Raw genomic sequence first — 21,314 nt, forward strand, 5'->3', positions numbered from 1 at the left:
ATAAGCCCGGGCATGCCCCGTGATATGGTTCCGCATCAGAACCCACTGCCTTCCAGGGAATGCTCAATGGTCAACACCACCACCCTCCAGCCCGGCTTCATGATCGTGCATGGCAACCGCCTCGACGACTTGCGCAGCTTGGTGGTGAGCTGGATGCGTCGGTACCCGTTAGCGCCGTTGGAAAATGAAATTGCCCTGGTGCAAAGCAACGGCATTGCCCAGTGGCTGAAACTGGCGCTGGCTGAAGACCCTGAAGAGGGAGACCTGGGCGGCTGTGGCATCGCCGCCGCGATCGATGTGCAACTGCCCGGTAGTTTCATGTGGCAGCTTTACCGTCGAGTACTGGGTCGCGATGAAATCCCTGAGGTGTCCTTGCTCGACAAGGCCCCGCTGACCTGGCGCCTGATGCGCTTGCTGCCCTCGTTGATCGAGCGCGAGCACTTCGAGCCCTTGCGGCGTTTTCTGACCGACGATAGCGACCTGCGCAAGCGTTACCAGCTTGCCGAGCGCCTCGCCGACCTGTTCGACCAATACCAGGTCTACCGAGCCGACTGGCTCAAGGACTGGGCGGGCGGTGATCACGTCCTCAATACCGCTCGAGGCGAGCGTAAAGCGCTGCCCCCTGGCAATCGCTGGCAGGCCGAGCTGTGGCGCGCCCTGCTGGAAGATGTCGGCGAACAAGGCATGGCGCAGAGTCGCGCGGGTGTGCATCAGCGTTTCATCGAGCGCATCAACAGCTTGGAACAAGCCCCTGCGGGCCTGCCATCGCGGGTGATCGTGTTCGGTATCTCCTCCCTGCCGGCCCAGGCACTGGAGGCGTTGGCTGGGCTGGCCCGGTTCAGCCAGGTACTGCTTTGCGTTCACAACCCTTGCCGCCATCACTGGGCCGATATCGTCGCCGACAAAGACCTGCTGCGCCATCAGTACAAACGCCAACAGCGCAAGCAGGGCATGCCGCTGCTGCTGGACGACCAGTCCCTGCACCAGCACGCGCATCCTCTGCTGGCCGCCTGGGGCAAGCAGGGCCGTGACTACATCAACCTGCTCGACAGCTATGACGATCCGGGCAGCTACCGCGGTGTGTTCAGCGAGGGGCGCATCGACCTGTTCAGCGAGGGTTCGCCGACGACGCTGCTCAACCAGCTGCAAGATGACATCCTTGAACTGCGCCCGCTCGCCGAAACCCGTGAGCGCTGGCCGCAAGTCGACCTCGGGCAGGACCGTTCGATGCGCTTTCACGTCGCGCACAGCCCGCAACGCGAGGTGGAGATTCTCCACGACCAGCTCCTGGCACGCTTCAGCGCCGACCCTACCCTGCGCCCGCGCGACGTGATCGTGATGCTGCCGGCAATCGACACCTACGCCCCTCATATCCGTGCCGTGTTCGGCCAGCTGCAGCGTCATGACCCACGCTACATTCCGTTCACCCTCACCGATCAAGGCCAACGCGGTCGGGAGCCATTGCTGATTGCCCTGGAGCACCTGCTCAAGTTGCCGGATAGCCGTTTTGCCGTCAGCGAAGTGCTCGACCTGCTCGACGTGCCGGCGGTACGCGCCCGTTTCGCCATCCGTGAGAGTGACTTGCCCACCCTGCATCGCTGGATTGAAGGCGCCGGTATCCGTTGGGGCCTGGATGCCGAGCAGCGCGCCAGCCTGGGCTTGCCGGAAGGCTTGGAGCAGAACAGCTGGCGGTTCGGCCTGCGGCGTATGCTGCTGGGTTATGCCGTTGGCGTAGGTGAGGGCTGTGATGGCATTGAACCCTATGACGAAATCGGCGGCCTGGATGCCGCTCTGATCGGCCCGCTCGTAGCCTTGCTGGATGCCCTGGATGTGGCGTGCCAGGCACTGGCCCAGCCCGCGACCGTCACCCAGTGGGGCGAACGCCTGAATGCCTTGTTGCAGGTGTTCTTCCTGGCTGAAGGTGAGCACGACGAGTTTCTGTTGATGCAGCTGCAGGACTTGCGCGATGCCTGGCTGCAAGTGTGCGAAACCGTCGGGCTGCAGGACTCGCTACCGCTGACCGTGGTCCGCGAGGCATGGTTGTCTGGCCTGGATCAGGGCAAACTGTCCCAGCGCTTTCTCGCCGGCTCGGTAAACTTCTGCACCCTCATGCCCATGCGCGCCATCCCCTTCCGGGTGGTCTGCCTGCTGGGCATGAACGATGGTGACTACCCCCGCGCCCAGCAGCCACTGGACTTCGACCTGATGGCCAGCGACTATCGCCCCGGTGATCGCTCGCGCCGTGAAGATGACCGTTACTTGCTGCTCGAAGCCCTGCTGTCGGCACGCGATCAGCTGTATGTCAGCTGGGTCGGGCGCAGTATCCGCGACAACAGTGAGCGCCCGGCCTCGGTGCTTATCGGCCAGTTGCGCGACCATGTGGCTGCAGGTTGGCGTTTGGCCGGCACCGACGCGGGCCCAGGGCTTGGGCCGGACGAGCGGTTGCTGCACGCCTTGACGCAAGAGCACCCGCTACAGCCGTTCAGCCCGCGTTATTTCCAGAAGGGCAGCCCTTTGTTCAGCTTCGCCCATGAGTGGCAGGTGCTGCATCTGCCCGGGCAGGCGGTCGCGCAGCCCGTCCCCGATCTACCGCCTTTCGTCGATGATGAGGCGCTGAGCCTGACGCAACTGCACGACTTTCTTCGCCATCCGGTGCGGCACTTCTTCAGCCAGCGCTTGAAGGTGTTCTTCGAAGCCCTGGAGGCGCCGACCCCGGATGAAGAGCCATTCGTGCTCGATACCTTGCAGCGCTATGGTGCCGCCGAAAGCCTGTTGAATGCCGCATTGGCCGACCCGGACCATGCCGAGCCCGCCTTGCAGGCGCAAGCCCGCCGTCTACAGGCCTGTGGCCTGTTGCCCCTTGCCGGTTTCGGGCAGCTCTTGCAGGCCGAGCTGATCCAGCCACTGCCCGATCTGCTGCAACGCCATCGTCAGCTGTTGCAACGCTGGCCGCACCTGGTCGAAGGCGCATTGCCTGTTCATTTCGAACAGGGCAGGCATCGCCTCGAAGGCTGGCTGGGCCGGGTTTACCAGGCAGAAGATCAAAGCCTGCTCAGTATCACCACAGTACCGAACACCATCAGCGCCGGGCGCAACAACTACAAGTGGCACCGGCTGATTGCGCCCTGGGTCATGCACCTGGCCGCCTGTGCTGCGGGTTACCCGCTTAACAGTGCGCTGGTGGCCAGTGACCTGACCCTGCTGCTCGCGCCGTTGCCGCAAGGTGAGGCGGCGCAGCTGCTCGGCGACCTCCTGGTAGCGCGCCAGGCGGCAATGAACGCGCCACTGTCGGTGGCAGCCAAGACTGCCTTTGCCTGGCTGGGCCAGGACGATGCCGACAAGGCGCTGGCCGCAGCGGCCCGTGCCTATGAAGGTGACGAGCGCAACAGCTTCGGCGAGCGCAGCGAAAGTATTGCCCTGGCCCGGCAGTTCCGTGATTTCGCCGCGCTCAGCGCCGACGAAACCTTTGAAGGCTGGTGCGAAACCTTGTACCGCCCATTGTTCAACGCACCCTGGCAGGCCCTGGGCAACCCGGAGAGTGGCGCATGACCCAGGACCGTCCCCTGGCACTGAGTTTCCCCCTGTATGGCAGCCAGCTGATCGAAGCGAGCGCCGGTACCGGCAAGACATTCACCATCTCGGCGCTGTACCTGCGGCTGATCCTCGGCCACGGCGGCGAACAGGCTTTCGGCCGTGAGCTGTTGCCCCCGCAGATCCTCGTGGTGACCTTTACCGACGCCGCCACCAAAGAGCTGCGCGAACGCATACGTGCCCGGCTGGCCGAAGCGGCGCGGTTCTTCCGTGGCGAGCTTGAAGCGGCCGACCCACTGCTGCATCAGTTGCGCGACGATTACCCGCAAGAAGCTTGGCCGCGTTGCGCCAGCCGCCTGGAAATCGCCGTGCAATGGATGGACGAAGCGGCGGTGTCGACCATCCACGGTTGGTGCCAGCGCATGCTTCGCGAGCACGCGTTCGACAGCGGCAGCCTGTTCACCCAGACGCTGGAGACCGATCACACCGACCTGCTTGGCCAGGTCATGCGCGATTACTGGCGGCGGTTCTGCTATGGCATGCAGGGTGAGGCGCTGGCCTGGGTGCGTGGCCACTGGGGCAGCCCCGACGCGCTGTTGCCGCGCATTCGCCCGCTGTTCGGTCGGGTACGGGCCCAGCAGCACGAGCAAGAACCCGAGTCGTTGATTGAAGACGCGCTTGCGCAACGTACCGAGCAGTTGGCCCAGCTCAAGGCGCCCTGGGCACAGTGGGCCGATGAGCTGCGGCAGATCTGCCGCGATGCCGTGGCCGCCAAGCTGGCCGACGGGCGCAAGATGCAGGCACGCTACTTCGAACCCTGGTTCGACAAGCTGAGCGCATGGGCCGCCGACGAACACATCGTCGAACTCGACCTGGGTACCGGCTTTACCCGCCTGACCCCGGCCGGCATGGCCGAGGCCTGGAAGTCAGGCGAGCCACCCGATCACCCGGGGCTGCATGCCATGCAGACGCTGCAACAGCAATTGCAGGCGCTGGCCAGCCCGGATGCGCGGCTGCTCGAACATGCTGCCAGCTGGGTCTCGGCGCGTTTTGAAGTGGAGAAGCGTCGGCGCGCCGAAATGGGCTTCGACGACATGCTGCTGCGCCTGCAACATGCCCTGGCCAGCGAGGCCGGCGAGCGCCTGGCCGGGTTGATTCGTGAGCAGTTCCCGGTGGCACTGATCGACGAATTCCAGGACACCGACCCGGTCCAGTACGGCATCTTCGAGCAGATCTACCAGATCACCGAAAACCGCACCGAAACCGGGCTGTTCATGATCGGCGACCCCAAGCAGGCGATCTATGCCTTCCGCGGCGCCGATATCTATACCTACCTTGCCGCCCGGCGCGCCACCACCGGGCGCCTGCACAGTCTGGACACCAACTACCGCTCGAGCCAGGCGATGGTCGCGGCGGTCAACCAGGTGTTCCTCCAGGCCGAGACGCGAAGCCAGGGGCGAGGGGCGTTCCTGTTCCGTGAAGCCGAAGACAATCCGTTGCCGTTCATCGAGGTGCGTGCCAAAGGCCGTGGCGAACAGCTGCTGGTGGATGGCGAGGTGTGTGCAGCCTTGCAATGCTGGCAACTGCAGAGCGAAGAACCGGTCTCGGGCACCCTGTACCGTCAGCAGTTGGCGGCCAGCTGCGCCAGCCATATCGTCGCCCTGCTCAACGGTGGCCAGCAGGGCACGGCGGGGTTCCGTAACGGCGAAGGCGAACTGCGCCCTTGCCTGCCATCGGATATCGCCATCCTCGTGCGCGACGGCCACGAAGCCCAGATGATCCGTGGTGAGCTGGCTGCTCGGGATGTGCGCAGCGTGTACCTGTCCGACAAGGACTCGGTATTCGCCGCCCAGGAGGCCCATGACCTGCTGGCGTGGCTGAAGGCCTGCGCCGAACCGGACTCGGAGCGCCTGCTCAAGGCTGCCCTGGCCAGCCTCACCCTCGACCTGTCATTGGCAGCGCTGGACAAGCTGAACCAGGACGAGCGCGTGTGGGAAGACTGGGTCATGCGTTTTCGTCGTTACCGCGAGACCTGGCAGCGCCAGGGTGTGCTGCCGATGCTGCGGCACCTGCTGCACGACTTTCAGCTGCCGCGCACGCTCATCGCCCGCAGTGACGGCGAGCGCGTGCTGACCAACCTGCTGCACCTGGCCGAATTGCTGCAACAGGCGGCAGGTGAGCTGGATGGCGAGCAGGCGTTGATCCGTCACCTGGCCGAGCACCTGTCCAACTCCGGCCAGGCCGGTGAAGAGCAGATCCTGCGGCTGGAGAGCGATGAGCAACTGGTCAAGGTGGTGACTATCCACAAGTCCAAGGGCCTGGAATACCCGTTGGTCTACCTGCCGTTCATCTGCACCAGCAAGCCGGTAGACGGTACGCGCCTGCCGTTGGCCTGGCATGACAGCCAAGGTAACGCCCACCTGACCCTTACGCCTGACCAAGAGCAGATCGCCCGGGCCGATGACGAGCGCCTGGCCGAAGACCTGCGCCTGCTCTATGTGGCCCTGACCCGCGCCCAGCATGCCTGCTGGCTCGGCGTCGCCGACCTGAAACGCGGCAACCAGAAGCACTCGCAACTGCACCGTTCGGCGCTCGGTTACCTGCTGGGCGGTGGCCTTGCCCTGCCGGGTTCCGAGCAACTGGCGGGCTGGCTGCAGGCGTTGGCATCGGCCTGCCCGTACATTGCCTGCCCGCCGCTGCCGCTGGCCGACGATCAGGGGTATCGCATGCCGCATGCCGAACGTGAGCTGCTGCCTGCGCGCAAACCCCGGCGGGCGGCCGCCGAGAACTGGTGGATCGCTTCCTACAGTGCCCTGCGCGTCGGTGAGCAGACCCTCGGCGCCGACAGCTCGCAGGCCCAGCAACTGTTGGATGACGAAGTGGTCGACGCCCAGGTACTGCGCGAGGTGCCGGCAGAAGGCGGCGATATCCACCGCTTCCCGCGGGGGCCGAACCCCGGCACCTTCCTGCACGGCCTGCTGGAGTGGGCTGGCCGTGAAGGTTTCGCTGAGGTCAGCGGCAACCTTGAGCTGATCGAACGCACGGTCGGGCAGCGCTGCAATCGGCGTGACTGGACTGGCTGGATCGCGACGCTGACGCCCTGGCTGCACCGGTTGCTGAACGAACCATTGCCTGTCCTGGGACAGGAAGTAAGCTTGAGCCTTGCGCAGTTGCGTCATTACCAGATCGAAATGGAGTTCTGGTTCGCCAGCCATCAGGTCGACGCCGAACAGCTCGATCAACTGGTGGCGCGCCACACCCACCCAGGCCATGCGCGCCCGGCGGCGCAACCGACGTTGCTCAATGGCATGTTCAAGGGCTTCATCGACTTGGCCTTCGAGCTGGACGGGCGCTATTACGTGGCCGATTACAAATCCAACTGGCTGGGCCCGGACATCCAGGCTTACGACAGCTTGGCCATGGAAAAAGCCATCCTCGAGCATCGCTACGATTTGCAGTACGTCCTGTATCTGCTGGCCCTGCACCGTCAGTTGCGCGCCCGGCTGCCTGATTACGATTACGACCGCCATGTCGGCGGCGCCCTGTTCATCTTCCTGCGTGGTGCCAGCAGCAGTGGCCATGGCGTGTACTTCGCCAAGCCACCGCGGGTGCTGATCGAAGCACTCGATGCACTGTTCCGTGGTGAGTCCGCGCCCGAGCAGCAGGACCTGTTTGCCGGAGCCGCGCCATGAGCCGAAGCCTCACCGACCTGTTGCCCACCCCCTTGCATGCCGAGCACCTGCTGGCCCTGGCGCCGCAGCGCGACAGCGGCGACCTGCTGCTACTGCTGGACCGTTGGGTCGAGCGTGGCTGGCTGCGCGCCCTCGACCGTGCCTTCGTGTCGTTTCTCGACGAACGCGCCCCTGGTAGCGACCCATTGCTGTTGCTGGCGGCAGCCCTGGCAAGCCATCAGCTGGGCCATGGGCATGTCTGCCTGGACCTGCAGCAGACCCTGGCCGAGCCGGACTTCGCGCTGTCGCTGCCGCCGGAAGGTGACGCCCTGATCGGCCCCTTGCTGTTGCCTTCGCAACTGCTTGCAGGCCTGGACCTTCAGGCCTGGCGCCAGCGCATCGCGGCCAGCCCACTGGTGGCCAGTGGCGACACACCCGGCCAGCAGGCACGGCCGCTGGTCATCAGTGGCGAGCGTCTGTACCTGCGCCGCTACTGGGGCTACGAGCGGCGCATCGACCACAACCTGCGCCAGCGCCTGAGCCAGCACGAGGCAGCGCCCAGCGACTTGCCGGCTCGCCTGGGCCAGTTGTTCGACGAAGGCGCCCTGGCTGGCCAGGTCGATTGGCAAAAGCTTGCCTGCGCCCTGGCGACCCGGGCCGGCTTCAGCATCATCACTGGCGGCCCCGGCACCGGCAAGACCACCACGGTGGTGCGGTTGCTGGCCTTGCTGCAGGCGCCGGCGGTGGAGCAGGGCAGGCCTTTGCGCATTCGCCTGGCCGCGCCGACCGGCAAGGCGGCGGCGCGCCTGACCGAGTCCATCGGCCAGCAGGTCGAGCGGCTGCAGGTCAGTGCTGCCGTGCGTGGGCAGATCCCCACCGAGGTCAGCACCGTGCACCGGTTGCTGGGCAGCCGCCCGGGGTCGCGGCACTTCCGCCACCATGCGGGTAATCCGTTGCCATTGGACGTGCTGGTGGTCGACGAGGCCTCGATGATCGACCTGGAGATGATGGCCAACCTGCTCGATGCGCTGCCACCTCGCGCGCGGCTGATCCTGCTGGGTGATAAAGACCAGTTGGCCTCGGTCGAGGCGGGTGCGGTACTGGGTGACCTGTGCCGGGATGCCGAGGACGGTTGCTACTCGGCCGCGACCCAGGCGTGGCTGGAGCAGATCGGCGGCCAGTCGCTGCAGGGCAGTGGCCTGATGGCCGGTGATGCGCAGCGCAATCCGCTGGCGCAGCAGGTGGTGATGCTGCGTTTTTCCCGGCGCTTCGGCGAGGGCAGCGGCATTGGCCAATTGGCTCGGCTGGTCAACCGTCAGGAATCGCATGCGGCGCGCAATCTGCTCGCCCTGCCACCGCCCGATGTGAATGGCCTGTCGCTGAAGAACGAACAGGACCGGGCCTTCGACCGTTTGCTGCTTGACGGCCTCAACCGCGGCGCCGAGGGCCCGCAAGGCTATCGCAGTTACCTGCGGACCCTGGGGCGTTATCGGCCGGCACCTGGCACCGCTTATGACGACCCCCTGTGGGAGCAATGGGCGAGCAAGGTACTGCACGGTTTCGAGGACTTCCAGCTGCTCTGCGCGGTACGCCGGGGCGCTTGGGGGGTAGAGGGCCTCAATGAGCGGGTGGCTCGGGTGCTGCACAATGCCGGGCTGATCGACGCCCAGCAGCCCTGGTACGAGGGCCGGCCCGTGCTGGTGACGCGCAACGATTATGGCCTGGGCCTGATGAACGGTGACATCGGCATCGCCTTGCGCCTGCCGGATGAGCGGGGCGAGCCGCTGCTGCGGGTTGCCTTCCCGCGTAACGATGGCAACGGCGGGGTACGTTTTGTCTTGCCAAGCCGGCTCAACGAGGTGGAAACCGTGTTCGCCATGACCGTGCACAAGTCCCAGGGCTCGGAGTTCAGCCATACCGCGCTGGTGCTGCCGGACGCCCTCAACCCGGTGTTGACCAAGGAGCTGGTGTACACCGGCATCACCCGGGCCAAGCATTGCTTCAGCCTGATCGAGCCACGGCAGGGCATATTCGAAGAGGCGGTGTCACGCAAGGTGCGGCGGATCTCCGGCCTGATGCTCGAACAGGTCTGAATCGCCCACGGCTGCCATCATTGCGGCGCGGCCCTTGTAGGAGCGGCCTTGCCGGGGCGCCGGACCGGTCGGAAAGGGCTGCGCAGCAGCCCCAGTTACTGTGGTGCAACAAGTTTCTGTGGTGCAACAAGGTTCCGTGGTTGCAACAAGATCGCCGGGGCCGCTGCGCAGCCCTTTCCGACCGGTCCGGCGCCCCGGCAAGGCCGCTCCTACAAAAGCCACGCAAGTCAGGGTTGGCGGCCATGTGCTATCGTTGCGTCAATATCTGAAAGGACTTCGAGAGATTTCCCACATGACCGTGGCCGGGAGGCGATTGACGAGCTGTATGCTTTCGCTGTTGCTGGCCGCCCTGTCGTTACTGGCAGGCCCTGCCTGGGCGGAATCCTCAGCCACCGCTGTGCAAGCACAGCAACGCGCCAAGGCCGTCACCCAGGTGGTATTGGGAATCTTCAGCTACGCACGCTGGCCAGCCGAACCTGCGCCGTTGCGCCTGTGCCTGGTCGGCCCTACCGAGTACGCAGACGACCTGATCAAAGGGCATGTGCAGGAATCCGGGCGGCCTTTGCAGGTCCGTCGCCTGCTGGCTGACGATGCACACGTCGCCCAGGCCTGCGATGCCATTTACATCGGCAAGCTCGATCAAGGCCAACGCGATCGGTTGTTCCAGCGCGTCAGCGGTCACCCGGTATTGAGCATCAGCGAGGCAGACGACCCCTGTACCGTCGGCAGCTTGTTCTGCCTGCGGGTCAGCGATCAGCAGGTCGCCTTTGAAGTGAACCTCGACTCCGTGGCCCGTTCGGGCGTACGCATCCACCCCAGCGTGCTGCAATTGTCGCGGCGCCGAGGTGCGCAGCCATGAAAGCTGCCAACAAGCGCATGCGCCCGACCCTGCGTTCGGTGCTCGGCCGTGGGCACCTCAATGTTGCCCTGCTCGCCGTAGGCCTGGTCGGTGTTTCGCTGACCGTGCTGGGCGTGCTTGCCCTGCAGGTCTATGCCAACCACAACCTGCACCTGATCGCCCGCTCGATCACCTACACCGTGGAAGCCGCTGTGGTGTTCGACGACCGCGTCGCGGCCAATGAGGCGCTGGCGCTGATCGCCAGTACCGAAGAGGTGGCCGACGCCAAGGTATTCAACAATGACGGTGAGCAACTGGCCCACTGGCAACGCAACGACAGCGGCATGCTCGCGCACTTGGAAACCCTGGTCGCCACCACGCTGCTGGACGAACCGGTCAACCTGCCGATCCTTCACCAGCAGCAAAAGGTCGGGCACATCGAGCTGATTGGCCAGGGCCGCAGCCTGTTGCTGTTCCTGCTCGGCGGGTTGGGCGGGATCCTGTTGTGCATGGTGCTCAGCGCAGTCATCGCCCTGTACTTGTCGCGGCGCCTGCTCGGCGACATCGTCCGGCCATTGCGTGGCCTGGCCAGCGTTGCCCATGCCGCGCGGCGCGAACGGCGCTTCGACCGTCGCGTGCCGGAGGCGCCGATCGCCGAACTCAACGAGCTGGGTAACGACTTCAACGCCTTGCTCGATGAACTGGAGGTGTGGCACAGCCACCTGCAGAGCGAAAACCAGACCCTGGCCCACCAGGCCAGCCACGATAGCCTGACCGGCCTGCCCAACCGCGCCTTCTTCGAAGGGCGCCTCAGCCGTTGCCTGCGCAATGCTGCGCGCCAGCAGGATCACCTGGCGGTGCTGTTCCTCGACAGTGACCACTTCAAGCAGATCAATGACAGCTTGGGCCATGCGGTAGGCGACGAGGTGCTGATCAGCGTTGCCGACCGCATCCGCGCCCAGCTGCGTGAGCACGACCTGGTGGCGCGCCTGGGCGGTGACGAGTTTGCGGTGTTGCTGACGCCGCTGCATTCGCGTGAAGACGCCGAGCTCATCGCCGAGAAGATCGTCGCCAGCATGAAGCTGCCGGTGCAGCTGGACAGTGGCAGCAGCATTGCCACCTCGCTGAGTGTCGGCATCGCCTATTACCCGGTGGATGGCACTGACCCTGCCAGCCTGCTCGACGCCGCCGATGCGGCAATGTACCAGGCCAAGCGAAAACGCCGTGGCCAGTGGCAAGTGGCGCAGACGGAACGGTCCGCCGCCGAAATCAAAAACAGGAGTTGAACCCGTGATTCATCGTTTGCGTTTCCCCCTTTGGGCTTTGCTGCTCGCCTTGCTGGCGCTGACCGGCTGCCAGAGCACACCGCCCAAGGGCCTGACTGCCGAGCAGATCGCCGTGCTCAAGCGCGAAGGCTTTGCCCCGACTGATGAAGGCTGGGCCTTCGATCTGTCGGGCAAGGTACTGTTCGGCAGTGACCTGGACGGCCTGAATGGTCAGAGCCAGGCGATTGTCGAGCGTATCGGCAAGGCACTGCTGGGGGTTGGTATCCAGGGTGTGCGGGTGGATGGGCACGCGGATGCGTCGGGCAGGGCGGCCTACAACCAGCAGTTGTCCGAGCGCCGGGCGCAGAGTGTGGCCAGAACGCTGATCGGAATCGGCATGCCTGCGCAGAACATCCAGACCCGCGGCCTGGGCAGCACCCAACCGGTGGCCGACAACCGCAGCAGTGCCGGGCGCACCGAGAATCGACGGGTGTCGATTGTTGTCGCGTCGTACTGAGCGATCTCTTGCAGACCGACTCGGCCCCTGCAGGCGCTGGCTTGGCTGCGATCGAGGGCGCAGCCCATCGCAGGCCAAGCCAGCTCCTACCTGTACGGCGCCGTTGCTGAGGGCTGCATCATTCCTGAGCAAACCGCATCTCACGGGTTTCCCCCATCAACAACGGCGCATTCGCCTCGGTCACCCCACGGATGTAATCCCACAACAGGGTAATGCGCTTCAACTTGCGCAAATCCTCCCGGCAGTACATCCAGAATTGCCGCGTCACCTCGATCTGCTCCGGTAGCACCGTGACCAATCGCGGGTCTTGCGCCGCCAGAAAACACGGCAGAATCGCCAGCCCACGCCCCTGCAATGCTGCGGTGTACTGCGCAATCACGCTGGTACTGCGCAAATGCGCGTTGGCATTGGGGATCAGGTTGGCCAGGTACAGCAGCTCGGAGCTGAACGCCAGGTCATCCACGTAGCTGATGAAGGGGTGCTTGGCCAAATCCCCCACCTGGCGGATCGGCGCGTGGTTATCCAGGTACGCCTGGGTCGCATACAGCCGCAACCGGTAGTCGCACAGCTTGCAGCACACATAAGGGCCGTGCTCGGGCCGTTCCAGGGCAATGACGATGTCCGCCTCGCGCTTGGACAGGCTGATGAAGTGCGGCAGCGGCAGGATATCCACCGAAATGGCCGGATACGCGTCGACGAAGTGGCTCAGTTGCGGCGTGACGAAGAAGCTGCCGAAACCTTCGGTGCAGCCCATGCGCACATGCCCCGACAACGCCACCCCCGAGCCTGACACCTGCTCGCACGCCATGTGCAGCGTGCTCTCGATCGACTCGGCATAGCCCAGCAGGCGCTGGCCTTCGGCGGTAAGCACGAAGCCGTTGGTCCGGGACTTCTCGAACAACAGCGTGCCCAGCGCCCCCTCCAGCGATGTGATGCGCCGTGACACCGTGGTGTAGTCGACGCTCAGGCGCTTGGCGGCGCTGCTGGCTTTGCGGGTGCGTGCCACTTCGAGGAAAAACTTCAGGTCGTCCCAGTTGAGCGAGCTGAGGGATGTGAGGTCTTTTTGCATGATGATCCGGTTTTTTTGTGCGTTCTTGTTGGATGTTTGCACATCTATACTCGAAACAAGCCCCAGGACGCCACCTCGCGTTTGCACGGCGCTGGCGATCTCGACCCGACAATAATTCCAAGGAGAACCCAGATGAACGCACCTCAATCCCCCGACCAGACCAAGGTCGAGCAGGTCAAGCTGCTGATCGATGGCCAGTGGGTCGAATCCAAGACCGACGAGTGGCGCGACATCGTCAACCCGGCCACCCAGCAAGTGCTGGCGCGGGTGCCGTTCGCCACCGTCGAAGAAGTCGACGCTGCCGTGGCGGCTGCTCATCGCGCCTTCAAGACCTGGCGTGACACCCCGATCGGCGCGCGCATGCGCATCATGCTCAAGCTGCAGGCGCTGATCCGCGAACACTCCAAACGCATCGCCCAGACCCTCAGCGCCGAGCAGGGCAAGACCATTGCCGATGCCGAAGGCGATATCTTCCGCGGCCTGGAAGTGGTCGAGCATGCGGCGTCCATTGGCACCTTGCAGATGGGCGAATTCGCCGAGAACGTTGCCGGCGGCGTCGACACCTACACCCTGCGCCAGCCCATCGGCGTGTGCGCGGGCATCACCCCGTTCAACTTCCCGGCCATGATCCCGCTGTGGATGTTCCCCATGGCCATCGTCTGCGGCAACACCTTCGTGCTCAAACCTTCCGAACAGGACCCGCTGTCGACCATGATGCTGGTCGAGCTGGCGCTCGAAGCCGGCGTGCCGGCCGGTGTGCTCAACGTGGTGCACGGTGGCAAGCAGGTGGTGGATGCGATTTGCACCCATCAGGACATCAAGGCGATCTCGTTCGTCGGTTCCACCGAAGTCGGTACCCACGTCTACAACCTGGGCAGCCAGCACGGCAAGCGTGTGCAGTCGATGATGGGCGCGAAAAACCACGCCGTGGTACTGCCTGACGCCAATCGCACCCAGACCGTCAACGCCCTGGTCGGCGCGGCCTTTGGTGCTGCCGGCCAGCGTTGCATGGCCACCTCGGTGGCGGTGCTGGTGGGCAAGGCCCGCGAGTGGCTGCCGGACATCAAGGAGGCCGCGAGCAAGCTCAAGGTCAATGCAGGGTCCGAGCCCGGTACCGACGTCGGGCCGGTGGTCTCCAAGCGTGCCAAGGAGCGGGTGCTGGGCTTGATCGAAAGCGGCATCAAGGAAGGCGCCAAGCTCGAACTCGATGGCCGTGATGTCAAAGTGCCGGGCTATGAGCAAGGTAACTTCGTCGGCCCAACCCTGTTCTCCGGGGTTAAAACCGACATGCAGGTCTACACCCAGGAAATCTTCGGCCCGGTGCTGGTGACCCTGGAGGTCGATACCCTCGATGAGGCGATCGCCCTGGTCAACAGCAACCCGTTCGGCAACGGCACTGGCCTGTTCACCCAGAGCGGCGCAGCGGCGCGCAAGTTCCAGAGCGAGATCGACATCGGCCAGGTCGGCATCAACATCCCGATCCCGGTACCGGTGCCGTACTTCAGCTTCACCGGCTCGCGCGGCTCCAAGCTCGGCGACCTCGGCCCGTACGGCAAGCAAGTGGTGCAGTTCTACACTCAGACCAAGACCGTCACCGCCCGCTGGTTCGATGACGACAGCGTCAATGACGGTGTGAACACCACCATCAGCCTGCGCTAAGGAGTTCGCCATGCGTATCGCATTCATCGGCCTGGGCAACATGGGCGCGCCCATGGCCCGCAACCTGATCAAGGCCGGGCATCAGCTGAACCTGTTCGACCTGAACAAGACCGTGCTGGCCGAGCTCGCCGAACTGGGCGGGCAGATCAGCCCTTCACCCAAGGAAGCAGCGGCCAACAGCGAGCTGGTGATCACCATGCTGCCGGCCGCAGCCCATGTGCGCAGCGTCTACCTGAACGATGACGGCGTGCTGGCGGGCGTACGCCCCGGCACACCGACCGTGGACTGCAGCACCATCGACCCGCAGACCGCCCGCGAGGTGTCCAAGGCCGCAGCGGCCAAGGGCGTCGACATGGGCGATGCACCGGTCTCCGGTGGCACCGGCGGCGCGGCGGCCGGCACCCTGACCTTCATGGTCGGTGCCAGCGCCGAGTTGTTCGCCACGCTCAAACCGGTGCTGGAGCAGATGGGCCGCAACATCGTGCATTGCGGTGAGGTGGGTACCGGGCAGATCGCCAAGATCTGCAACAACCTGCTGCTGGGCATTTCGATGATCGGCGTGTCCGAGGCCATGGCCTTGGGTAATGCACTGGGCATCGACACCCAGGTGCTGGCCGGCATCATCAACAGCTCGACCGGCCGTTGCTGGAGCTCAGACACGTACAACCCATGGCCCGGCGTGATCGAGACCGCGCCTGCTTCACGCGGGTACACCGGCGGCTTTGGCGCCGAGTTGATGCTCAAGGACTTGGGGCTGGCTACCGAGGCTGCCCGTCAGGCGCACCAGCCGGTGATTCTCGGGGCCGTGGCCCAGCAGTTGTATCAGGCGATGAGCCTGCGCGGGGAGGGTGGCAAGGACTTCTCGGCCATCGTCGAGGGGTACCGCAAAAAGGATTGACGAGCGAGGTGGACTTCATCGCGGGCCAGGCGGCCTTCCCTCTGTAACTGCGCACCAGAGGGAAGGGCACCTGCTCCGCGATTTTTTTGCCCAGGGTTTACGGGGGCTGAAGGTGCCCTGCACAAGCAGGGCTTGGCAATCAGGCGAAAACGAAGTACTTGCGCACGGTCTCGACCACTTCCCAGGTGCCTTTCATTCCGGGTTCGATCACGAACACATCACCTGCCTTCAGGTGCTTCGGCTCTTCGCCTTCCGGGGTGATGATGCAGTAGCCATCGAGGAAGTGGCAGAACTCCCACTTGTCGTAGTTGACCTCGAACTTGCCCGGGGTGCAGATCCAGGTGCCCATGATCTTGCTGCCGTCGGCCGACAGGTAGGCATTGAGGTTGACGGTGTGCGGATCGCCGCCGATGCGCTTCCACTTGGTGGCGTCCACGACCGGCGTCGGGCAGGTCTCGCGCAGGACGGTGATGAAATCGGACATGGCACAACTCCTGGTGACTGGATGAATGACCCGTCACCATAGGGATATCGGCCGAGCCGCAGTTGCCTGGGCTCGACGTCCAGGTGCCTGACCGCGCTATATCTGGTCTTTCGAGGGTATACGCGGCACTTGTAGGCGCTGGCTTGCCTGCGATGGGCCGCATAGCGGCCCCGGCGTGTCAGAGCCCTTCATTGCTCAAGCCCACCAGTACCGCACGAAGTGAAAGAACACCGGCGCCGCAAAGCACACCGAGTCCATCCGGTCGAGCATGCCGCCGTGGCCTTCGATCATGTGCCCCCAGTCCTTCACCCCACGGTCACGCTTGATCGCCGACATCACCAGCCCGCCAAAGAAGCCCATGGCGTTGACGGTCAGGGCCATCAGGGCCGCCTGCCAGAAGTTGAACGGGGTGATCCAGCACAGCAGGGCGCCGATCAAAGTGGCCAGTGCCACGCCACCGACCAGGCCTTCAAGGGTTTTCGAGGGGGACAGGTTGGGCGCCACCTTGCGTTTGCCGAACAGCTTGCCGCACACGTACTGCAACACGTCGCTGATCTGCACCACCAGGATCAGCCAGGCGATCAGCAGCAGGTTACGGCCCTCGAAGCCCGGGATATCGAGCGTCATCAGCGCGGGCACGGAAGAGACGCAGTACACCGCGATCATCAGGCCCCACTGCACCTTCGATGCGCGCTCCAGGAAGCGTGTGGTATCGCCACCGAAGCTGGCCAGGATCGGCAGCAGCAGGAACAGGTACACCGGGATGAAGATGCTGAACAGGCCGTACCAGTCCATGGCAATCAGCAGGTACTGCACCGGCAGCGCCACATAGAACGCGGCGACCAGCGCCGGGTAGTCGCTGCGCCGGGTCGGGGTCAGCGTCATGAACTCGCGCAGGGCGTAGAACGACACGCCATAGAACAGCACGATCACGCCGTACTTGCCGAATACGAAGGCGATGCCGATCACCAGCACCATCACCCACCAGGCGTTGATGCGGGCATTGAGGTTGTCGATCACCGCATGCGGCGCCGGGCCGGCACGCCACTTGAGCAGTCGGCCGATCACGCTGGCGAGTAGCAGCAGGGCGCCGATGCCGGCGAACAGGGAAAGTGTGTTGTCATCCATGTCAGGCATCCTTCGGCGCCAGGTTCAGCAGGGCCTGGCTGGCCCGCTGCAGAAAGGCCTGCTTGCTTTCATCAGCGTGCAGGTTCAGGGGTTCGCCGAAGCTCAATGTGCACAGCAGCGGCAATGGCAGGGCGCGGCCCTTGGGCATGACCCGGTTGAGGTTGGCGATCCACACAGGCACCAGCTCGACCTCGGGGTTGGCTGCGGCCAGGTGGAACAGCCCGCTTCTGAACGGCATGAGCGGTTCGTCGCCAAGGTTGCGGGTGCCCTCCGGGAAGAAGATCAACGAGTCGCCTTGGGCCACCGCTTCGAGTATTGGCTGCAGGGCGCTGCCTTGGCCTTCTGTGCGCTGTCGCTCGATCAATATGCCGTTGAAGACTTTGCGGATGAGAAAATCGCGGATGCCGGGCTTTGCCCAGTAGTCGGCTCCGGCCACTGGGCGGGTGCGCTTGCGCAGGGGTTCTGGCAGCGACGCCCACAGCAGTACGAAGTCGCCGTGGCTGCTGTGGTTGGCGAAGTACAGGCGTTGCACCGGCAACGGCGTGCAGCCGAGCCACAAGGCACGGGCACCGGTGATCAGCCGGGCGGCGGAGGTGATGACGAAGGCGGTCAGGGTCGCAAGCATGGGGCGGTAGTCATCCGGTAAAAGGCAGTGTCAGCAGGGTAGCCAAGGTCAGCGACAGTTGCAGGCCCAGGCACGCCGCCTGACGACGCAGCAGGGCCAGCGCGGCGTGGCTGCGGGTGAGCCAGTCGCGGCTGTCGGTGACGTGCGGTTTGAGGTTGAGGTCGAACAGGGCGCGGTCCAGGGCCTGGGTGTCGGCTGGCAGGTCAGGGCTGCTGGCGAGGCGGGCGAACAGCTCGGCGTCCAGCGCGACGCGGATGGCCCAGTACTTGTGCAGCACACCCAGCACCAGCAACACGGCGCACAACAGGCTGGCCAGGGCAGGCAGTTGTGCGCCCAGCAAGGGTGCCAGGCCATAGCCAAGGGCCAACAGGGTGATGCCGTCCGACAGGCGCTCCAGCTGACGGCCACGGGCCAGCAGGCTGGCGATCAGGTGCAGGCTCATCGCTGTGCGCCTAGCCGTTGCAGCACCTGCCGATGGGCGGGGTGCAAGACCACGCCAGGGCGGGCTTGGCGAACCCGTTGCTCGGCTTGCTCTGCGTCGGGGCAGCGGCCAGTGAGCAGTAGCCACGCCGCCACGGCGCTGGCGCTGCGCGAGTAACCCAAGGCGCAGCAGACCAGCAAGGGGCCTTGAGGGCGCAGTTGCTCGATGGCGGCGGCGGCGTCGTGCAGCAGGGTGCTGTCGGGGGCGATCAGGTCCAGGGTGGCGAGCGCTTGATAGCCCTGCTGCGCGAAGGGGCCAGTGCCGGCCGAACGGCGCGGCAGCTCTGCGCAAAGGTCGACGACGGCAGCGAACTGCCCACCTTCGCCACGCCCTGGTAGCCGCCCCAGGAATACACCGTCACATACCGCGTCTGGCTGCGGATGGCGCCAGGTCCATAGCCGTGAGTTGATCCATGCCCCGATCAGGTAGGGCGCCATCAGCCAGGAGGCAGCAACCGACAAGCGCCCCTCCGTGTCTTTCTGAAAACCGCCGGCACCGAACACGCTGTAGTTCAGCGCCACCAGCAGCAGCGCCACGCCAGGCCATGCCAACCACAGCCATGCGCCACCTGCCGTGAACACCGCCAGCGCGCACAGCAACGCCCCCAAACCGTAGTAGAGCGCCAGCCGCCAGCGTTTGCGATCGCGCGCCAGCCGCGCCTGCTGCCACGGCAACAGCCCTTGGCGCGGCCATAGCCACAGGCAGACAAACCCTGCCAACGCGCCGGTGGGCACGTCGATGAAATGATGCTGCCAAGTCGTCAGCACCGAGACGCCGATCAGCGTCATCCAGCCGTGCATGGCCCAGCGCCAGGGCTGGCGGTGCACGTGCCGGGCGAACATCGCCCAGATGATCACCAGCAAGGCGATATGCAGCGATGGCGCCTGGTTGTAAGGCTTGTCAAAGCCCATCAGCACATCGAACAACCCGCCGTACAGCCCACCTATTTCCGGCCGTTCGAAGGTGAAGCGCAGCGGCCAGAGCAAGAAGCAGCTCACGCTGATCACCTGTGCCGTGAGCAACGCCAGGGCATGCCGGTCCATCTCCCGGCGGGTGCGCGGCAGCAGGAACGACAAGCCATACAGCAGGTCGATCGACCAGTACGGGATGATCGTCCACGGCCACAGCGGCATGTGCTGTTCCCAGCCGAACACCAGGCTGCCGACATCACTGCGCCCGGCGGTGTGGGTATTCACCAGCCCATAGCTGAGGAAGAAGAACGGCCCCAGCAGCAGGAGCCAGAGCACGCCACGGCGGATCAGCCCGGGCTCACGCGGTGGGTTCATTCACGCACCCGTTGCGCCAGGCTGACGCTGAAGATGCCCCATTCGTCGATGCGCTGGGCCAGCTTGCGAAAGCCTGCCGCTTCGACCAACTGGTCCATCTCTGCCTGGCTGCGCCGGCGCATTACCCACGCTTCGCCGCCGCGGTGGCTGGTCAGGGCGCGGGCGATCATTTCCAGTTGCGGGTGCCAGGGCTGGCCGGTGTAGACCAGGTAACCGCCCTCTTCGACGGCATCGGCCAGGCCGGCGAGGGAGTTGCCTACCTGGGTGTTGCTGGGGAACAGTTCGTACAGCCCGGATACCACCGCCAGCGTAGGGCCTGGCTGCAGCGCCGCGAGGCTGGCGCGGTCGAAGGCATCGCCCTGGACGAAGCGGGCAACCTCGGCCAGGCCTTTTTCGGCGATCAATGCGCTGCCTTGTTGCACGTTCAGCTCGCTGTAGTCGCGCAGCAGGATCGAGTCTGGCAGTTGTTCGAGGTCCTGCAGGGCTTCGAGGATGTAGCGACCATGGCCGGCGGCGATGTCGACGATATGCACCGGCCGTTGCTGCGCGCGCAGGCGGGTGATGGCCTCGCGTAGCAGCGCTTCGACGTGCACTTTGCGCTGGCGTATGCCGCGCCAGCCAATGGCGTCGAGGTAGTTGCGGTCGATCATGCGGCCCAGCTTGCCTTTGCCTGTGGCCTGGTTGCGGTAGACGTAGTCGAGGGTGCTGCCGGAGTCGAAGCCGGTGTCGAACCCCAGCTTCACGCCTTCGGCCAGCCCTTGGCCAAGGCGCAGGCCGGCGCGGGTGGCACGCCAGTAGAGGTCGCGGGGCGAGTTGCGCGGCAAGGGCGCGGCCAGGCTCTCGGCCTCGGCGCAGCTGGCGCCGACCTTGTCGGCATCGAGCAGCGAAGGGGCCTGCACAGGGCTGTCGAAGCAATGCTCGACGAAGCGCTCGATACGCCTGAGCGCATGGGCGCGGTCACGTTCACCGAGGGTGTCGTGGAAGAAGCCTGGGAGGGTGTGCATTTCCTTGCGGGCGCTGCCCAGGCGCTCGAAGAAGCGCACCTGCGGTTTGCGCTCGACCACCAGGTCGGCACCCGAGACCAGCAGCTGGGTCGGCACCTGGATCGCCTGGGCGTCCGCCACTACGCGGTCGGCCGCGTCGTACAGGCCCAGCAGCATGGTCACCGAAATCGGCCGGCTGATCAGCGGGTCGGCCACATACGACATGACCCGCTCGGGGTCGTGGGTGAGCAGGCGCGGCTTGACGTAGCTGTTGACGAAGAAGTTGCCGCGCACGGCCTTGAGCAGTTTCAGGCCAGGGCGTGCGAAGGGCACGTACAGCTTGACCTTGAACGCCGGCGAGGCCAACACCAGGCAGCGCACCTTGGGCGCGTAGTCGTGCGCCCAGGTGGCGATCAGTACGGCGCCGACGCTTTGCGCCAGCACCACCATGTCCTGCTCGGCGATGCCATGCACGCTCTGCAGATGTTCGATGAAGGTCTGCACATCGCGCACGCTGGTGGCGAACCCCGGGCTGTCGCCGCGGGCACCCGGCGACTGGCCGTGGCCGCGGGCATCCCAGGCAAAAAAGTCGTAGCCCGGCATGTCCAGTTCGTCGGCCAGGTGGGCCATGCGCCCGCCGTGTTCGTGGCCACGGTGGAACATCACCACGGCACGGCGTGGCTGGTGTTCGTTGCGGGTAGCGGGCCAATGACGGTAGTGCAGCTCGACACCGTCATGGGTGGAGAAATGCAGCGATTGCGCTTGGCGCATGGCGAGAATCCTTGT

Annotated in this window: 15 protein-coding genes; 8 read left to right on the forward strand and 7 right to left on the reverse strand. The window is 65.1% G+C overall.

The window, feature by feature from the left end:
• The first annotated feature begins 66 nt into the window (after positions 1-66).
• The 6 genes from recC (at position 67) to DJ563_RS24960 (ending at position 11,915) form a co-directional block, all read left to right on the forward strand.
• The gene (gene recC / locus DJ563_RS24935; RefSeq protein ID WP_434518508.1) at positions 67-3,549 is read left to right on the forward strand and encodes an exodeoxyribonuclease V subunit gamma; all 3,483 of its coding nucleotides are present in this window, start codon (positions 67-69) and stop codon (positions 3,547-3,549) included.
• Positions 3,546-7,223, forward strand: coding sequence for an exodeoxyribonuclease V subunit beta (gene recB, locus DJ563_RS24940; RefSeq protein WP_434518509.1), 3,678 nt, complete (start codon positions 3,546-3,548; stop codon positions 7,221-7,223). The genes recC and recB overlap by 4 nt, the downstream gene beginning before the upstream one ends.
• Positions 7,220-9,295, forward strand: coding sequence for an exodeoxyribonuclease V subunit alpha (gene recD, locus DJ563_RS24945; RefSeq protein WP_434518510.1), 2,076 nt, complete (start codon positions 7,220-7,222; stop codon positions 9,293-9,295). Before recB ends, recD begins: the two co-directional genes overlap by 4 nt.
• A gap of 292 nt (positions 9,296-9,587) precedes the next feature.
• Positions 9,588-10,154 carry a YfiR family protein gene (locus DJ563_RS24950; protein WP_274099055.1) on the forward strand — a complete coding sequence of 189 codons (567 nt, stop codon included), beginning with the start codon at positions 9,588-9,590 and terminating at the stop codon, positions 10,152-10,154.
• A complete protein-coding gene (locus DJ563_RS24955; RefSeq protein ID WP_274099056.1) occupies positions 10,151-11,419 on the forward strand; it encodes a diguanylate cyclase domain-containing protein in 1,269 nt (422 codons plus the stop codon). Before DJ563_RS24950 ends, DJ563_RS24955 begins: the two co-directional genes overlap by 4 nt.
• 4 nt (positions 11,420-11,423) lie before the next feature.
• Positions 11,424-11,915, forward strand: a complete 492-nt coding sequence (locus DJ563_RS24960) for an OmpA family protein (RefSeq protein ID WP_274099057.1) — start codon at positions 11,424-11,426, stop codon at positions 11,913-11,915.
• Positions 11,916-12,033: 118 nt separating this feature from the next.
• On the opposite strand, the gene DJ563_RS24965 is transcribed toward DJ563_RS24960, so the two are convergent.
• A complete protein-coding gene (locus DJ563_RS24965; RefSeq protein ID WP_033702979.1) occupies positions 12,034-12,984 on the reverse strand; it encodes a LysR family transcriptional regulator in 951 nt (316 codons plus the stop codon).
• A gap of 132 nt (positions 12,985-13,116) precedes the next feature.
• On the opposite strand from DJ563_RS24965, the gene DJ563_RS24970 reads away from it, so the two are divergent.
• A complete protein-coding gene (locus DJ563_RS24970) occupies positions 13,117-14,643 on the forward strand; it encodes a CoA-acylating methylmalonate-semialdehyde dehydrogenase (RefSeq protein WP_033702978.1) in 1,527 nt (508 codons plus the stop codon).
• Positions 14,644-14,653: 10 nt separating this feature from the next.
• The gene (gene mmsB / locus DJ563_RS24975; protein ID WP_274099059.1) at positions 14,654-15,541 is read left to right on the forward strand and encodes a 3-hydroxyisobutyrate dehydrogenase; all 888 of its coding nucleotides are present in this window, start codon (positions 14,654-14,656) and stop codon (positions 15,539-15,541) included.
• 139 nt (positions 15,542-15,680) lie between these two features.
• Here mmsB and DJ563_RS24980 read toward each other — a convergent pair whose 3' ends face one another.
• The 6 genes from DJ563_RS24980 to DJ563_RS25005 all read right to left on the reverse strand — a co-directional run bounded on the left by DJ563_RS24980 (position 15,681) and on the right by DJ563_RS25005 (position 21,299).
• The gene (locus DJ563_RS24980) at positions 15,681-16,025 is read right to left on the reverse strand and encodes a cupin domain-containing protein (RefSeq protein WP_003251579.1); all 345 of its coding nucleotides are present in this window, start codon (positions 16,023-16,025) and stop codon (positions 15,681-15,683) included.
• 195 nt (positions 16,026-16,220) lie between these two features.
• Positions 16,221-17,153, reverse strand: a complete 933-nt coding sequence (locus tag DJ563_RS24985) for a phosphatidate cytidylyltransferase (RefSeq protein WP_033702976.1) — start codon at positions 17,151-17,153, stop codon at positions 16,221-16,223.
• Between the two features lies 1 nt (position 17,154).
• The gene (locus tag DJ563_RS24990; RefSeq protein ID WP_434518511.1) at positions 17,155-17,778 is read right to left on the reverse strand and encodes a lysophospholipid acyltransferase family protein; all 624 of its coding nucleotides are present in this window, start codon (positions 17,776-17,778) and stop codon (positions 17,155-17,157) included.
• 10 nt (positions 17,779-17,788) lie between these two features.
• Positions 17,789-18,220, reverse strand: coding sequence for a hypothetical protein (locus DJ563_RS24995; protein ID WP_274099060.1), 432 nt, complete (start codon positions 18,218-18,220; stop codon positions 17,789-17,791).
• Positions 18,217-19,545 carry a serine/threonine protein phosphatase gene (locus DJ563_RS25000; RefSeq protein WP_434518512.1) on the reverse strand — a complete coding sequence of 443 codons (1,329 nt, stop codon included), beginning with the start codon at positions 19,543-19,545 and terminating at the stop codon, positions 18,217-18,219. Before DJ563_RS25000 ends, DJ563_RS24995 begins: the two co-directional genes overlap by 4 nt.
• Entirely contained in the window at positions 19,542-21,299 is a 1,758-nt protein-coding gene (locus DJ563_RS25005; protein ID WP_274099062.1) for a bifunctional alpha/beta hydrolase/class I SAM-dependent methyltransferase, read from the reverse strand. The genes DJ563_RS25000 and DJ563_RS25005 overlap by 4 nt, the downstream gene beginning before the upstream one ends.
• Between the last annotated feature and the right edge of the window lie 15 nt (positions 21,300-21,314).

This window comes from Pseudomonas sp. NFX1 (genome assembly GCF_051123555.1).
Classification (GTDB): domain Bacteria; phylum Pseudomonadota; class Gammaproteobacteria; order Pseudomonadales; family Pseudomonadaceae; genus Aquipseudomonas; species Aquipseudomonas capeferrum.

Coding starts and splice junctions, on each gene's coding strand:
- recC (WP_434518508.1), top strand. CDS start 67: ATGGTCAACACCACCACCCTCCAGCCCGGCTTCATGATCGTGCATGGC.
- recB (WP_434518509.1), top strand. CDS start 3,546: ATGACCCAGGACCGTCCCCTGGCACTGAGTTTCCCCCTGTATGGCAGC.
- recD (WP_434518510.1), top strand. CDS start 7,220: ATGAGCCGAAGCCTCACCGACCTGTTGCCCACCCCCTTGCATGCCGAG.
- DJ563_RS24950 (WP_274099055.1), top strand. CDS start 9,588: ATGACCGTGGCCGGGAGGCGATTGACGAGCTGTATGCTTTCGCTGTTG.
- DJ563_RS24955 (WP_274099056.1), top strand. CDS start 10,151: ATGAAAGCTGCCAACAAGCGCATGCGCCCGACCCTGCGTTCGGTGCTC.
- DJ563_RS24965 (WP_033702979.1), bottom strand. CDS start 12,984: ATGCAAAAAGACCTCACATCCCTCAGCTCGCTCAACTGGGACGACCTG.
- DJ563_RS24970 (WP_033702978.1), top strand. CDS start 13,117: ATGAACGCACCTCAATCCCCCGACCAGACCAAGGTCGAGCAGGTCAAG.
- mmsB (WP_274099059.1), top strand. CDS start 14,654: ATGCGTATCGCATTCATCGGCCTGGGCAACATGGGCGCGCCCATGGCC.
- DJ563_RS24980 (WP_003251579.1), bottom strand. CDS start 16,025: ATGTCCGATTTCATCACCGTCCTGCGCGAGACCTGCCCGACGCCGGTC.
- DJ563_RS24985 (WP_033702976.1), bottom strand. CDS start 17,153: ATGGATGACAACACACTTTCCCTGTTCGCCGGCATCGGCGCCCTGCTG.
- DJ563_RS24990 (WP_434518511.1), bottom strand. CDS start 17,778: ATGCTTGCGACCCTGACCGCCTTCGTCATCACCTCCGCCGCCCGGCTG.
- DJ563_RS24995 (WP_274099060.1), bottom strand. CDS start 18,220: ATGAGCCTGCACCTGATCGCCAGCCTGCTGGCCCGTGGCCGTCAGCTG.
- DJ563_RS25000 (WP_434518512.1), bottom strand. CDS start 19,545: ATGAACCCACCGCGTGAGCCCGGGCTGATCCGCCGTGGCGTGCTCTGG.
- DJ563_RS25005 (WP_274099062.1), bottom strand. CDS start 21,299: ATGCGCCAAGCGCAATCGCTGCATTTCTCCACCCATGACGGTGTCGAG.